This window comes from Streptomyces vietnamensis (genome assembly GCF_000830005.1).
Taxonomy (GTDB): Bacteria; Actinomycetota; Actinomycetes; order Streptomycetales; family Streptomycetaceae; genus Streptomyces; species Streptomyces vietnamensis.
On the sequence record NZ_CP010407.1, the window covers coordinates 2,081,717 to 2,094,733 of the forward strand.

The window sequence follows — 13,017 nt, forward strand, 5'->3', positions numbered from 1 at the left end:
GGCGCTCCCGCACCGGCCCGAGCATCGCTCGTCCCCGCCCCCGCCGGGGACCGCTCCGGCGGGTACCACCGGGGGCCGCCACGCCCCCAGCAGGCGCTGTCGGGGGCGCCGCACCACGGCGGGCACCGCCAGGGCGCCTCTCCGCAGCGAGCTCCCGGTCCGGAGTACCGCGCCCGGGCAGCTGCCCCGCCGGGCGCGCGCCGCGCCGAGACCGCCCCCGGCATCGGTGACCCCGCGTCAGGAACCCGAAGCCCCCGACCGGGAGCGGGCCTTGAAGGCGGCCTTGCGGGCCTCCTTCGCCGCGGACTTGTCCCGGTGCAGGCGGCCCATCGCCTCCAGGACCTCCGCCGTCGCCGGGTGCTCCACCCGCCAGGCCGCCTCGAAGAAGCCGCTGTGGCGGCCGGTGAGGCCCTCGATCAGCTCCTGGAGCTCCTCCAGGTCTCCGGCCGAGTCGAGCTGGGCCGCGATCGTGTCGATCGCCAGCCAGAAGATCATCGACTCCGGCGGCGCGGGCACGTCCGCCGCGCCGCGCTCCGCGAGCCAGACCCGGGCGAGGCCGCCGAGTTCGGCGTCGTCGAGGACCTCGCGGACGGCGGGCTCCGCCTCGGCGCCGACCAGGGAGAGGGTCTGCTGGCAGTGGAGGCGGCGGAGCGGGGAGCCCGCGTCGGCGCCCCGCGCGGCGTGCAGCAGCTCGCGGGCCGCGTCGAGCGCGTCGCGGCCGGCCAGCCACGCGGCGGTCTCCTCGCGGGCCGCGGCCTCCGGATAGCCGGCGATCCCGTCGAGGAGGGCGTCGGCGCCCTTGTCCGTCAGGTCGCCGACGGCGGGCGCGTCGACGCCGGCCTCCAGCATCCGGGCCCGGACGCCGTAGAGCCCGAGCGGGGTGAGCCGGACCATGCCGTAGCGGGTGACGTCCTCGTCGTCGACGGGCGGCGCGGGCTCCTCGCCCTCCTCGGCCATCAGGGCCTCGTCGACGGGCTGGTACTCGACGAGTCCGATGGGTTCGAGGAGCCGGAACTGCTCGTCGAGCCGCATCATCGCGTCGGAGACCTGCTCCAGGACGTCGTCGGTGGGCTCGCCCATGTCGTCGGGGACGACCATCGACGCGGCGAGCGCGGGCAGCGGCACGGGGCCCTCGCCGGCGCCGCCCTCGCTGACGGTCAGCAGGTAGAGGTTGCCGAGGACGCCCTCCAGGAAGTCGGCCTCGACCTCGGGGTCCCAGTCGAGCGCCTCGAAGTCGATCTCGCCGTCCTCGCCGACGATCGCGTCCAGGTCGTCGAGGACGGGGGCGACGGCGTCGGCGAAGACGGCGTCGAAGCCGTCCAGCCAGAGGCCGAGGACGTCCTGCGGCGAACCGCCCGTGACCAGTGCGAGGTTCTCGCCGGGACCGGCCCGCCCGGGAAGGTCCTCGTCCTCGGCGCCCTCCGCGGCCTGTCCGTCCTCGACGGCGACGAGTCCGGTGTCGACGGCGAGCCGCCAGGCGTCGCCGGCCCAGGTCTGGCCGTCCTCGTCGTCGGCGAGGCCGAGGACCTCGGCGGCTTCGGGGAGTTGCTCGTCGACGAGTTCGCCGCCCGCGTCGACCCGGGTCTCGGGCCCGGCCCAGCGGGCGAGCCGTACGGCCTGGGCGAGGAGGGGGGCGGCCAGGGCGTCCCGCGCCAGCTCCGCGTCCGCACGCAGCCGAACGGGGGGAAGGGTGGGGTGCTCTGACATCGGTGGGGTCTCCTCGGCGCGTGCGGGGGTGAAGGTGAAAGGGGCTCGGAGAGCGGTCCTCAGGGTAGACGCATCCGGGGGCCCTTCCGCCGGTTCACGGATCCGTCAGCCTTCGTACACCCGTCGACTCTTGACAAGTGCACTGCTCTCACAAGAGATTGACGCGCGTAGATTCATCTGCCGATCCTCCAAGCACCCTCGGAGCCTCTGATGTCTTCCTCCATACCGAGATTCGCCGCGGTCTCCGCCGTCGTCGCCTCCGCCCTCGCCGCCGGCCTGCTCGCGGGTCCGTCGAGCGCCGCCGCGGAGATCGCCGCCACGGAGAGCGCCGCCGCGGACACCACCGCCGCCGGCGTCCGCATCCACGACATCCAGGGCACGACGCGCGTCTCCCCCCTCGTCGGCAAGCAGGTCACCGGCGTCACGGGCATCGTCACCGGCGTCCGTACGTACGGCTCGCGTGGATTCTGGATCCAGGATCCGAACGCCGACGACAACCCGGCCACCAGCGAGGGCATCTTCGTCTTCACCAGCTCCGTCCCGACCGTCGCCGTCGGCGACGCGGTCAGCCTGAACGGCACGGTCACCGAGTACGTCCCCGGCGGCCTGAACTCGGGCAACCAGTCCCTCACCCAGATCTCCAAGCCCGTCATCACGGTCCTCTCGAAGGGCAACCCGGTCCCGGCCCCCGTGACCATCTCCGCGTGGTCGGTCCCGGACGAGTACGCCCCCGAGGGCGACCCGGCCGCGGGCGGCTCGATCAACGGCCTGACGCTCGACCCCGAGACGTACGCCCTGGACTACTACGAGTCCCTGGAGGGCACCAACGTCCGGATCGACTCCTCGCGGGTGGTCGGCGCCACCGACCCGTACGCGGAGCTCTGGGTGACGGTGAAGCCCTGGGAGAACGACAACGAGCGCGGCGGCACGGTCTACGGCTCGTACGAGTCCCAGAACACCGGCCGGCTCCAGATCCAGTCGCTGACCCCGCTGGCCCAGCAGCCCTTCCCCAAGGCGAACGTGGGCGACCGGCTGACCGGCACCACCGAGGGCCCGCTCGACTTCAACCAGTTCGGCGGCTACACGCTGACCGCGCGCACCCTGGGCACTCTGGAGGACAACGGCCTGGAGCGCGAGACCACGGACAAGCAGCACAAGAACGAGCTGGCCGTGGCGACGTACAACGTCGAGAACCTCGACCCGACCGACCCGCAGGAGAAGTTCGACGCGCTCGCGAAGGCGGTCGTCGAGAACCTCGCCTCGCCCGACATCGTCGCCCTGGAGGAGATCCAGGACAACAACGGCGCCAAGAACGACGGCACGGTCGCCGCCGACGTGACGGTGAAGAAGTTCACCGACGCGATCGTGGCGGCCGGCGGTCCGGCGTACGAGTGGCGCTCGATCGACCCGCAGAACGGCAAGGACGGCGGCGAGCCCGGCGGCAACATCCGTCAGGTCTTCCTCTTCAACCCCGAGCGGGTCTCCTTCACGGACCGCGCGGGCGGCGACGCGACCACCGCCACCGCCGTGACGGGCACCAAGGGCCGTGCCGCGCTGACCCTCTCCCCCGGCCGCATCGACCCGGCGAACACCGCCTGGGAGGCCAGCCGCAAGCCGCTCGCGGGCGAGTTCGTCTTCCGCGGCCGCACGGTCTTCGTGATCGCCAACCACCTCACCTCCAAGGGCGGCGACGAGTCGATCGTCTCGCACCACCAGCCGCCGAACCGTTCCTCCGAGGCCAAGCGGCTGCTCCAGGCGCAGGCCGTCAACGCCTTCGTCAAGGAGATCGAGGCCGTCGACAAGCAGGCGGACGTGCTCGTCGTCGGCGACATGAACGACTTCGAGTTCTCCGGGACGACGGAGGCGATGACCGACGGCGGCGCGCTGTACCCGGCCATCACGTCGCTGCCGGAGAGCGAGCGCTACTCGTACGTGTACCAGGGCAACAGCCAGGTCCTCGACCAGATCCTGACCAGCCCGGGCGTCCACCACTTCGAGTACGACTCCGTGCACATCAACGCGGAGTTCGCGGACCAGAACAGCGACCACGACCCGCAGGTCCTGCGCTTCCGCCCGTAGCGGGAAACCCGGTCACACGCCCGCGTCGAGACTCAGCGCGGGCGTGTACCTCCGCACCCGGCTGCCGACGAGCCCCGGGTACGCGTGCACCCGCCGCCAGGCCTCACCGAGCGGGGCGTACTCCGCCTGCCACTCGACGTGGGCCTGCTCGGTCTCCCACTCGGCGAGGTTCAGGACGCGGGTGCCGTCGAGGGACCGGTGGAAGTGCGCGCCGATCCCGCCGTGCGCCGCCCGCTTCCCCGCGTCGTCGGCCATGGCGGTGAACACGGCCTCCACCCAGGCCTCCTGCCGCTCCGCGTCCGGCCCGTCGAAGTCGACCTCGACGACCGCGATCGCCCCGGGCAGTGCCCCGGCGCTCTCCTCGTCGAGGACGGCGGAGCGCAGCAGGGGCGCGTAGCGGCGCAGTTCCACCCGCTCGATGCCGGGGACGGCGGCGTCGATCTCGGCGTTCCGGTCGTCGCGGTGGGTGCGGACGAAGTCGTCGTAGGCCTCCGGGGCCGTCCACTGCGAGTAGTGCAGCAGCGTGTCCCCGTCCGTGCCGATGTAGACGCTGTACGAGAGCAGCCCCAGGTCGGGCCATTCCCGGCTCTCCCAGGCCTTGCGGATGGCCTCGACGGCCGCCCGCTGCCGCTCGGGGGTGGCGACCCGCCAGGTGCTGGCCAGGACGGCGCCGACGCCGGGGCGGTGGAGGTCGGGGCGGGCATCGGGGCGGGCGACGGCGTTCATGGAGGGTCTCCTGTTCCTCGGAGGGGCTATGGCTCCACCGTCCTCCCTCAACCATGGTTGAGGTCAAGGGGATTCGCCGTGGGAGACTGCTTTCATGATCCTTCGCCCCGCCACCCGCGCCGAACTGCCCGCCGTCCTCGCCCTGCTCGCCGACGAGGACGGGGTCGTGGACCCCGGCTCGGTCGTCGTCACCGAGGCGTACGAGCGGGCCTTCGCGGACATCGAGGCCGATCCGCGCAACGAGATGCTCGTCCTGGTGGACGGGGATCTCGTCCTGGGCTGCCTCCAGGCCACGTACATCCCGGGACTCGGCAAGGGCGGCGCCGAGCGGGCCCTGATCGAGGCGGTCCGGATCAGGGCCGACCGGCGGGGCGGCGGGCTCGGCCGGGAGCTGATGGAGCGGGCCGTGGCGCGGGCGAAGGAGCGCGGCTGCGCGCTCGTCCAGCTGACCAGCAACAAGCGGCGGACGGACGCCCACCGCTTCTACGCCTCGCTGGGCTTCGCCCGCAGCCACGACGGCTTCAAGCTGGGCCTCTGACCGAAGAGGCGCCCGGCCCCTAGCCGAGCAGGTGCCCACCGCCGTCGACGAGGAGGACCTCTCCCGTGATGTACGAGGCGTGGGCGAGGTCGAAGACGGCCCCGGCGATGTCCTCGGGGCGGCCGACGCGGCGCAGCGGGACGACCCCGGCGACGTGCTCCTTGGCGGCGTCGGCGCCCTCCACCCCGTCGAACCAGGGGGTGTCGATGAGGCCGGGCGCGACCGCGTTGACGCGGATGTCGGGGCCGAGGGTCTTGGCGAGGAGCTTCGTCATGTGGTTGACGGCGGCCTTGGAGACGGAGTACGGGATGGAGCTGCCGCCCGGCCGGACGCCGGCCTGGGAGGAGATCGTCACGATGTTGCCGCGGGTCTTCCGCAGGTGCGGGACGGCGGCGGTGACGGTCTGCCAGACGCCGATGACGTTGACGTCGTAGAGGTGGCGCCACACCTCGGGCGAGGCGGCTTCGAGGTCGTCGTGCGGGATGAACCGGGTGGTGCCCGCGCAGTTGACGAGGAGGTCGAGGCGGCCGTACGCCTCCACGGCGGCCGCGACGAGCCCGGCGGCCTGGGCCTCGTCGGAGACGTCGGCCTGGACGTAGACGGCGTCCGGCAGTTCGGCGGCGAGGGCCTTGCCCGCTTCGACCGAGCGCCCGGAGTTGACGACGACCCGGTAGCCGGCGTCGGCGAGCCGTCGGGCGACGGCCGCTCCGATGCCCGAGGACGAGCCGGTGACGAGTGCGACGCGCTGTTCGCTCATGTGCGTTCTTCTCCATGTCCCCCTGTCGCGCCCGGCCGATCATGCCAGACGGCCATCGTTCACAGAAACTGAATTCTCGAACCAAGCAGATCTAAGTGGACCTTCACGGTCGCTCGCGCACAGACTTCTCGAATGAACACTGAACGCCCCTTCGGGCGCGCCCTCTGCGCGATGGTCACCCCGTTCGACGCCACCGGCGGCCTCGACCTGGACGCGGCGCGCGAGCTCGCCGCCCGGCTCGTCGCGGAGGGCTGCGACGGTCTGGTCCTCAACGGCACGACGGGAGAGTCCCCGACCACCACGGACGCGGAGAAGGCCGCGCTGATCCGCGCGGTGCGGGACGCGGTCGGCCCCGGCCCGGCGGTCGTCGCGGGCGTCGGCACCGCCGACACCCGGCACACCGCGGAGCTCGCCCGGCAGGCCGAGGAGGCGGGGGCGGACGGACTGCTCGTCGTCACCCCGTACTACAGCCGTCCCCCGCAGGCGGCCGTCGAGGCGCACTTCCTGAAGGTCGCGGACGCGACCGGGCTTCCGGTGATGGTCTACGACATCCCCGGCCGCACCGGCACCCGGGTCGAGCCCGCGACGATGCGGCGGCTCGCCGCGCATCCTCGGATCGTGGCGGTGAAGGACTGCGCGAACGACCTGCTCGGCTCGGCCCGGCTGATCGCGGAGACGGGGCTCGCGTACTACTCGGGCAGCGAGGAGCTGAACCTGCCGCTGTACGCGGTGGGCGGCGCCGGCTACGTCAGTACGGTGGCGAACGTGGCGCCGCGCCGGCTGCGGGCGGTCCTGGACGCCTTCGACGCGGGCGACACCGCGGGCGCGGCCCGCCTCAACGCCGAACTCCTGCCGCTGGTCGAGCTGATGATGGCCTCGGGCCTGCCGGGCACGGTGACCGCGAAGGCGCTGCTCGGCGGCCCGGTGCGCGAACCGCTGCAGCCCGCCGACCGGGAGACGGCCGACGGGCTGCGGACGGCGCACGAGGCGCTGCTCCGGGCGGACTCCGCGTTCTGCTGACCCGCGGAGTCGCCGGATCAGTTGTGGCTGTGCAGGATCTCGTTCAGCCCGCCCCAGACCGCGTTGTTCGGGCGGGCCTCGACGGCGCCGGTGACCGAGTTGCGGCGGAAGAGGATGTTGTCGCCGCCGGAGAGCTCACGGGCCTTCACGATCTGCCCGTCGGGCATGGTGACCCGGGTGCCGGCGGTGACGTACAGACCGGCCTCGACGACGCACTCGTCGCCCAGCGCGATGCCGACGCCCGCCTCGGCGCCGATGAGGCAGCGCTCGCCGATCGAGATGATCACGTTGCCGCCGCCGGAGAGGGTGCCCATGGTGGAGGCGCCGCCGCCGATGTCGGAGCCGTTGCCGACGACGACACCGGCGGAGATGCGGCCCTCGACCATCGAGGTGCCGAGGGTGCCGGCGTTGAAGTTGACGAAGCCCTCGTGCATGACGGTGGTGCCGGCGGCGAGGTGCGCGCCGAGGCGGACGCGGTCGGCGTCGGCGATGCGGACCCCGGCGGGCACGACGTAGTCGGTCATGCGCGGGAACTTGTCGATCGAGGTCACCTGGAGGTGCAGGCCCTCGGCGCGGGCGTTGAGCCGGACCTTCTCGATGTCGTCGACGGCGACCGGGCCGAGCGAGGTCCAGGCGACGTTGGCGAGCAGGCCGAAGACGCCGTCCAGGCTCTGGCCGTGCGGCTTGACCAGCCGGTGGCTCAGCAGGTGGAGGCGCAGGTAGGCGTCGTGGGCGTCGAGCGGCTTCTCGTCGAGCGAGGCGATGACGGTGCGGACGGCGACCACCTCGACGCCCCGGCGGGCGTCCACGCCGAGGGCCTTGGCGGCGCCTTCGCCGAGGGCGTTGACGGCCTCGTCGGGGGTGAGGCGCTCGGTGCCGGCGGGGCCGGCCGCTTCGGTCAGCTCGGGGGCGGGGAACCAGGTGTCGAGAACGGTGCCGTCGCCGGCGATGGTGGCGAGGCCGGCGGCGACGGCGCCGGTGGTGCGAGGAGCAGTGGTCATGACGGAAAACCTAACGGGCGGGCCCCGGCCCGGGCCAACCGGTCTCAGGTGTCGGTCGGGTCCGTGGGCGGTTCCGACGAGGTCCCGGCCTGCCGTTTCGGGTCTTCGTTCAGGATCCGGGCCAGCATCTCCCGGGCGTACCCCTCGTCGTACGGGGCGCCGGTGAGCAGCACCTGGAGGCTGATGCCGTCCATGAGGGCGACCAGGGCGCGGGCGGTGACGGGTCCGGTGCGCGGGGCGAGGACGGAGACGACCTCGTCGACCCATTCGGCGGCGACGGGGCGCAGGGCGGGGCGGCGCAGGGCGGCGAGGTAGAGCTCGTACTCCAGCTCGACGCCGGTGCGCTCGGTGGACAGCCACTCCCCCATGAGCGCGGCCAGACCGGCGGCCAGATCGGGCGCGGCGATCTCGGGCCCCTGCCGGAGGCGGGCGCCGAAGGTGCCGTTGACCCGGTGGAGCGCCGCGACGAGGAGTTCGTCCAGGGAGGCGAAGTGGTACGTGGTGGAGCCGAGCGGCACGTCGGCCTCGGCGGCCACCGTGCGATGGCTGAGGCCGGCGATCCCGGCGCGGCCGACGACGGTGAGCGCGGCGTCGACGATCCGCTCGCGCCGGTCGGGGTCGTGCCTGCGGGGCCGTGCCATCAGTGCGCGCCGCCGAGGTTGAGGACGACGACCCCGGCGATGATGAGGAGGATCCCGGCGATCTTGGCGACGCCCAGGCTCTCGCCGAGGAAGAGGTAGCCGATCGCGGCGACGACGGCGGTGCCGACCCCGGACCAGATGGCGTAGGCGGTGCCGACCTGGAGCGTCTTGAGCGCCCGGGCGAGGAGCACGAAGGAGACGAGATAGCCGGCACCGGTGAGGAGGGAGGGCCAGAGCCTGCTGAAGCCCTCGCTGTACTTCATCGAGGTGGTGGCGAGTATCTCCGCCGCGATGGCGCCCGCGAGCAGTCCGTAACCCATGCGTACGAGCGTACACAACGATGCGTACGCCCGTACACTTCAACTCGATGTCCTTGGCATGTCCCGTCCCTATACCGTGTTCCGGTCACCGGTCGGGGGCGAGAAACAGGACACAGGGAGCGGGGAATGTCGCACAACGCGGGGTGGGGGCCGTACGGAGACGCGTACGGCGGCGCAGCAGGAGGAGGTCCGGCCGGTCCCGGGGGGCCCGGCATGCCCGGCTGGGGCGGCTGGATGCCGCCACCGGCGCCGAAGCCCGGGGTGATCCCGCTGAAGCCGCTCGGCCTCGGCGACATCCTCGGCGGCGCGATGTCGACGATCGGGCGGTACAAGGGACCTGTCATGGGTCTGGCGGCGGCGGTCTTCGGGGCGTACACGCTGCTCATCGGCATCGCCATCGCCGTCGCCCTGTCCGGGGTCGCCGAGGAGCTCGGCGAACTGGCCGACCTGGCCGACCGGCCCGGCACCCAGGAACCGGAGTGGCACGAGATCCGGCCCCTCATCATCGCCTTCGTCATCGTCGCGGCCGTCGCCCTGATCGGATACGTGCTCGCCGTCGCGACCGTCCAGGCGGCCATGCTCACCGTCCTCCAGGACGCGGTCCTGGGCCGCCCCGCGACCTTCGGCTCCGTGTGGCGCAGGACGCTCCCCCGGGTGCCCGCCCTCATCGGCACGAGCCTGCTCACCGGGCTGATCGCCATGGTCCCGGTGCTGCTGGCCCTGGTCTTCTTCTCGATCGGCATGGTCGGCGCGTCGGCCGGCGACGACAGCGACGAGGTCGCCGGCGCCTACATCGGCCTCGGCATGCTGGGCTTCCTGGTGGCCTTCGTCCCGGCGATCTGGCTCTGGGTGAAGTTCAGCCTGGCCCCCGCGGCCGTGGTCTTCGAGAAGCAGGGCCCGATCCGGGCGATGCAGCGCTCCTCGCAGCTGGTGCGCGGGCGCTGGTGGCCGGTCCTCGGCATCTCGATGCTGGCCACCCTGATCGCCGGGGTCACGGCCGGGCTGATCCAGCAGGTGCTCAGCGTGGCCGGGATCTTCCCCGCCATGGCGGCCGCCGCGGATCTCGGCACGGACCCGGAGTTCTCGGAGGTCCTGTCGGTCTTCTCGGTCTACATCGTGATCACCATGGTGGGCCAGCTGATCGGCTACCTGATCCAGACCACCTTCCCGCCCCTGGTCAACGGCCTCATCTACGTCGACCAGCGCATCCGCAACGAGAACCTCGCCCCGGTCCTGGCCGAGAGCGCCGGCCTGCCCCCGCAGCCACCCGCCGCCCCCGGCTTCTGACCCGGGACCCGGGACGCCCAAGGCGCCGGGTACGCCGAAGGGCCGTGTCCACCGGGGAATCCCGGCGGGCACGGCCCTTCGTACAGGTACCGGCGGACCGATCAGACGTTGAAGCCGAGCGCGCGCAGCTGCTCGCGGCCGTCGTCCGTGATCTTGTCCGGGCCCCACGGGGGCATCCAGACCCAGTTGATCTTCAGCTCGCTGACGATGCCGTCCGTCGCGGACTTCGCCTGGTCCTCGATCACATCGGTCAGCGGACAGGCCGCCGACGTCAGGGTCATGTCCAGCGTCGCGACGTTCGAGTCGTCGATGTGGATGCCGTAGATCAGGCCCAGGTTGACGACGTCGATGCCCAGCTCGGGGTCGACGACGTCGTACAGCGCCTCACGGACTTCTTCCTCGGAGGCCGGCTTCATCGTGGCCTCGGCGTTCTCGGTCATGCCGACTTCCTCTCCGCGTCACCCAGTGCCTGGGCGGTCGCGTCCTTCCACGCCATCCAGCTGAGCAGCGCGCACTTCACACGGGCCGGGTACTTGGAGACCCCGGCGAACGCGACCGCGTCCTCCAGGACCTCCTCCATCGCGTCGTCCGGCTCGATCTGGCCCTTGGACTGCATCAGCTCCAGGAAGGTGCCCTGGATCTTCTGCGCCTCGGCCAGCTCCTTGCCGACGAGCAGCTCGTTGAGGACGGAGGCCGAGGCCTGGCTGATGGAGCAGCCCTGGCCCTCGTACGACACGTCCTCGATGCGCGAGCCGTCGTACTTCACGCGGAGCGTGATCTCGTCGCCGCACGTCGGGTTGACGTGGTGCACCTCGGCGTCGCCGTCCCGAAGACCCCGCCCGTGGGGGTGCTTGTAGTGGTCCAGGATGACGTCCTGGTACATCGAATCGAGCTTCACGAGCCGTCCCCTAGCCGAAGAAGTTCCGTACGTGCTCCAGACCCTCGACCAGGGCGTCGACCTCGGCCGGAGTGGAGTACAGATAGAACGACGCCCGCGTGGTCGCAGGAATTCCGTACCGCAGGCAGACCGGCCGCGCGCAGTGGTGGCCGACCCGGACCGCGATGCCCTGCTCGTCGAGGACCTGGCCCACGTCGTGCGGGTGGATGTCGCCCAGCGTGAAGGAGATCGCCGCGCCGCGGTCCTCGGCCGTGGTGGGGCCGATGATCCGCAGGTCCGGGACCTCCTGGAGGCGCCGGACGGCGTACTCGGTGATCGCGTGCTCGTGGCGCGCGATGTTCTCCATGCCGATCGCCGACAGGTAGTCCACGGCCGCGCCGAGGCCGACGGCCTGGGCGATCGGGGGCGTACCCGCCTCGAACTTGTGCGGGGCCGGCGCGTACGTCGAGGAGTGCATCGAGACGGTCTCGATCATCTCGCCGCCGCCGAGGAAGGGCGGGAGGTCCTCCAGGAGCTCCTGCCGTCCCCACAGCACGCCGATGCCGGTCGGGCCGCACATCTTGTGGCCGGTGAAGGCCACGAAGTCGGCCTGGAGCGCCTGCACGTCCAGGACCATGTGCGGGGCCGCCTGGGAGGCGTCGATGCAGACGAGCGCACCGACCTCCTGGGCGCGGCGGATGATCGTCTCCACCGGGTTGATCGTGCCCAGCAGGTTCGAGACCAGCGTGAACGAGACGATCTTGGTCTTCTCGGTGATGACCTCTTCGATGTTCGAGAGGTCGAGACGGCCGTCGTCGGTGAGGCCGAACCACTTCAGCTTCGCGCCCGTGCGCTGCGAGAGCAGCTGCCACGGCACGATGTTGGAGTGGTGCTCCATCTCCGTGATGGCGATCTCGGTCTCGTGGTCCACGCGGTAGGGCTCGTCGGCCCAGCCCAGCATGTTGGCCACGAGGTTGAGCGACTCGGAGGCGTTCTTGGTGAAGATCACCTCGTCGCGGCTCGGCGCGTTGATGAAGGCCGCGACCTTGTCACGGGCGCCTTCGTACAGCGCCGTCGCCTCCTCGGCGACCGTGTAGACGCCGCGGTGGACGTTGGCGTTGTGACGCTCGTAGTACTGGTTGAGCGCATCGAGGACCTGGCGCGGCTTCTGCGAGGTCGCCGCGGAGTCGAGGTACACGATCTTCTTGCCGTCGTGGACCACGCGATCCAGGAGCGGGAAGTCCTTGCGGATCGCCTCGGTGTCGAGGAGGCCGGTCAGCCCCATATGGGCGGAAGTCACGCGGATGCGCCACCCTTCACGTACTTGTCGTAGCCCTCGTTCTCCAGCTGGTCGGCCAGCTCGGCGCCGCCGGACTCGACGATGCGGCCGTTCGCGAACACGTGAACGAAGTCGGGCTTGATGTAGCGCAGGATGCGCGTGTAGTGGGTGATCAGCAGGGTGCCGACCTCACCGGTCTCGCGGACGCGGTTGACGCCCTCGGAGACGATGCGCAGGGCGTCGACGTCGAGGCCGGAGTCGGTCTCGTCGAGGATCGCGATCTTCGGCTTGAGGAGCTCCAGCTGGAGGATCTCGTGGCGCTTCTTCTCACCGCCGGAGAAGCCCTCGTTGACGTTGCGCTCGGCGAAGGCCGGGTCCATCTGGAGCTGCTCCATCGCGGACTTGACCTCCTTCACCCAGGTACGCAGCTTGGGCGCCTCGCCGCGGACGGCGGTGGCGGAGGTGCGCAGGAAGTTGGAGACCGAGACGCCGGGGACCTCGACCGGGTACTGCATGGCGAGGAAGACGCCGGCGCGGGCGCGCTCGTCGACCGACATCTCCAGGACGTCCTCGCCGTCGAGGGTGACGGTGCCGCCGGTGACCGTGTACTTCGGGTGGCCGGCCAGCGAGTACGCCAGGGTCGACTTGCCGGAGCCGTTGGGGCCCATGACGGCGTGGGTCTCGCCCTGCTTGATGGTCAGGTCGACACCCTTGAGGATCTCGCGCGGACCGTTCTCGGCCTCGACGGAGACGTGCAGGTCGTGGATTTCAAGCGTAGCCATGGG

General features: G+C 71.6%; 14 protein-coding genes. 4 read left to right on the forward strand and 10 right to left on the reverse strand.

The window, feature by feature from the left end; genetic code table 11:
* Window positions 1-237: 237 nt before the first annotated feature.
* Window positions 238-1,707, reverse strand: a complete 1,470-nt coding sequence (locus SVTN_RS09165; RefSeq protein ID WP_041128628.1) for a hypothetical protein — start codon at window positions 1,705-1,707, stop codon at window positions 238-240.
* 210 nt (window positions 1,708-1,917) lie between these two features.
* On the opposite strand from SVTN_RS09165, the gene SVTN_RS09170 reads away from it, so the two are divergent.
* Window positions 1,918-3,786: an endonuclease/exonuclease/phosphatase family protein gene (locus SVTN_RS09170; RefSeq protein WP_041128629.1), complete on the forward strand. Its 1,869-nt coding sequence runs from the start codon at window positions 1,918-1,920 to the stop codon at window positions 3,784-3,786.
* Between the two features lie 12 nt (window positions 3,787-3,798).
* Here SVTN_RS09170 and SVTN_RS09175 read toward each other — a convergent pair whose 3' ends face one another.
* Complete coding sequence (locus SVTN_RS09175; RefSeq protein WP_041128630.1) at window positions 3,799-4,512, reverse strand: antibiotic biosynthesis monooxygenase; 714 nt, start codon at window positions 4,510-4,512, stop codon at window positions 3,799-3,801.
* Window positions 4,513-4,606: 94 nt separating this feature from the next.
* On the opposite strand from SVTN_RS09175, the gene SVTN_RS09180 reads away from it, so the two are divergent.
* Complete coding sequence (locus SVTN_RS09180) at window positions 4,607-5,050, forward strand: GNAT family N-acetyltransferase (protein WP_041128631.1); 444 nt, start codon at window positions 4,607-4,609, stop codon at window positions 5,048-5,050.
* A 19-nt stretch (window positions 5,051-5,069) separates the two neighbouring features.
* Here the strand turns inward: SVTN_RS09180 and SVTN_RS09185 are convergent, their stop codons facing one another.
* Window positions 5,070-5,807: an SDR family NAD(P)-dependent oxidoreductase gene (locus tag SVTN_RS09185; protein WP_041128632.1), complete on the reverse strand. Its 738-nt coding sequence runs from the start codon at window positions 5,805-5,807 to the stop codon at window positions 5,070-5,072.
* Window positions 5,808-5,939: 132 nt separating this feature from the next.
* Between SVTN_RS09185 and dapA the strand changes: the two genes are divergently transcribed.
* Window positions 5,940-6,827, forward strand: a complete 888-nt coding sequence (dapA, locus tag SVTN_RS09190) for a 4-hydroxy-tetrahydrodipicolinate synthase (RefSeq protein ID WP_078908264.1) — start codon at window positions 5,940-5,942, stop codon at window positions 6,825-6,827.
* A gap of 17 nt (window positions 6,828-6,844) precedes the next feature.
* Here the strand turns inward: dapA and dapD are convergent, their stop codons facing one another.
* The 3 genes from dapD to SVTN_RS09205 are packed head-to-tail and all read right to left on the reverse strand — an operon-like array spanning window position 6,845 to window position 8,789.
* Window positions 6,845-7,828: a 2,3,4,5-tetrahydropyridine-2,6-dicarboxylate N-succinyltransferase gene (gene dapD / locus SVTN_RS09195; RefSeq protein WP_041128634.1), complete on the reverse strand. Its 984-nt coding sequence runs from the start codon at window positions 7,826-7,828 to the stop codon at window positions 6,845-6,847.
* Window positions 7,829-7,872: 44 nt separating this feature from the next.
* Window positions 7,873-8,469, reverse strand: a complete 597-nt coding sequence (locus tag SVTN_RS09200; RefSeq protein ID WP_052499032.1) for a TetR/AcrR family transcriptional regulator — start codon at window positions 8,467-8,469, stop codon at window positions 7,873-7,875.
* The gene (locus tag SVTN_RS09205) at window positions 8,469-8,789 is read right to left on the reverse strand and encodes a DMT family transporter (protein WP_041133723.1); all 321 of its coding nucleotides are present in this window, start codon (window positions 8,787-8,789) and stop codon (window positions 8,469-8,471) included. Before SVTN_RS09205 ends, SVTN_RS09200 begins: the two co-directional genes overlap by 1 nt.
* Window positions 8,790-8,915: 126 nt before the next feature.
* On the opposite strand from SVTN_RS09205, the gene SVTN_RS09210 reads away from it, so the two are divergent.
* On the forward strand, window positions 8,916-10,076 hold the full coding sequence (locus SVTN_RS09210) for a DUF7847 domain-containing protein (protein ID WP_078908265.1): 1,161 nt from the start codon (window positions 8,916-8,918) through the stop codon (window positions 10,074-10,076).
* Window positions 10,077-10,177: 101 nt separating this feature from the next.
* Here SVTN_RS09210 and SVTN_RS09215 read toward each other — a convergent pair whose 3' ends face one another.
* Genes SVTN_RS09215 through sufC form a run of 4 tightly spaced genes read right to left on the reverse strand, consistent with a single transcriptional unit; the run spans window position 10,178 to window position 13,014 of the window.
* The gene (locus SVTN_RS09215) at window positions 10,178-10,516 is read right to left on the reverse strand and encodes a metal-sulfur cluster assembly factor (RefSeq protein WP_030205917.1); all 339 of its coding nucleotides are present in this window, start codon (window positions 10,514-10,516) and stop codon (window positions 10,178-10,180) included.
* On the reverse strand, window positions 10,513-10,974 hold the full coding sequence (gene sufU / locus SVTN_RS09220) for a Fe-S cluster assembly sulfur transfer protein SufU (protein ID WP_041128635.1): 462 nt from the start codon (window positions 10,972-10,974) through the stop codon (window positions 10,513-10,515). Before sufU ends, SVTN_RS09215 begins: the two co-directional genes overlap by 4 nt.
* A gap of 10 nt (window positions 10,975-10,984) precedes the next feature.
* Window positions 10,985-12,238 (reverse strand): cysteine desulfurase, encoded by a 1,254-nt coding sequence (locus tag SVTN_RS09225; RefSeq protein ID WP_041128636.1) that lies wholly within the window; start codon window positions 12,236-12,238, stop codon window positions 10,985-10,987.
* An 11-nt stretch (window positions 12,239-12,249) separates the two neighbouring features.
* Complete coding sequence (gene sufC / locus SVTN_RS09230; protein ID WP_041128637.1) at window positions 12,250-13,014, reverse strand: Fe-S cluster assembly ATPase SufC; 765 nt, start codon at window positions 13,012-13,014, stop codon at window positions 12,250-12,252.
* Window positions 13,015-13,017: the final 3 nt, after the last annotated feature.

Coding starts and splice junctions, on each gene's coding strand:
- SVTN_RS09165 (WP_041128628.1), bottom strand. CDS start 1,707: ATGTCAGAGCACCCCACCCTTCCCCCCGTTCGGCTGCGTGCGGACGCG.
- SVTN_RS09170 (WP_041128629.1), top strand. CDS start 1,918: ATGTCTTCCTCCATACCGAGATTCGCCGCGGTCTCCGCCGTCGTCGCC.
- SVTN_RS09175 (WP_041128630.1), bottom strand. CDS start 4,512: ATGAACGCCGTCGCCCGCCCCGATGCCCGCCCCGACCTCCACCGCCCC.
- SVTN_RS09180 (WP_041128631.1), top strand. CDS start 4,607: ATGATCCTTCGCCCCGCCACCCGCGCCGAACTGCCCGCCGTCCTCGCC.
- SVTN_RS09185 (WP_041128632.1), bottom strand. CDS start 5,807: ATGAGCGAACAGCGCGTCGCACTCGTCACCGGCTCGTCCTCGGGCATC.
- dapA (WP_078908264.1), top strand. CDS start 5,940: ATGAACACTGAACGCCCCTTCGGGCGCGCCCTCTGCGCGATGGTCACC.
- dapD (WP_041128634.1), bottom strand. CDS start 7,828: ATGACCACTGCTCCTCGCACCACCGGCGCCGTCGCCGCCGGCCTCGCC.
- SVTN_RS09200 (WP_052499032.1), bottom strand. CDS start 8,469: ATGGCACGGCCCCGCAGGCACGACCCCGACCGGCGCGAGCGGATCGTC.
- SVTN_RS09205 (WP_041133723.1), bottom strand. CDS start 8,789: ATGGGTTACGGACTGCTCGCGGGCGCCATCGCGGCGGAGATACTCGCC.
- SVTN_RS09210 (WP_078908265.1), top strand. CDS start 8,916: ATGTCGCACAACGCGGGGTGGGGGCCGTACGGAGACGCGTACGGCGGC.
- SVTN_RS09215 (WP_030205917.1), bottom strand. CDS start 10,516: ATGACCGAGAACGCCGAGGCCACGATGAAGCCGGCCTCCGAGGAAGAA.
- SVTN_RS09225 (WP_041128636.1), bottom strand. CDS start 12,238: ATGGGGCTGACCGGCCTCCTCGACACCGAGGCGATCCGCAAGGACTTC.
- sufC (WP_041128637.1), bottom strand. CDS start 13,014: ATGGCTACGCTTGAAATCCACGACCTGCACGTCTCCGTCGAGGCCGAG.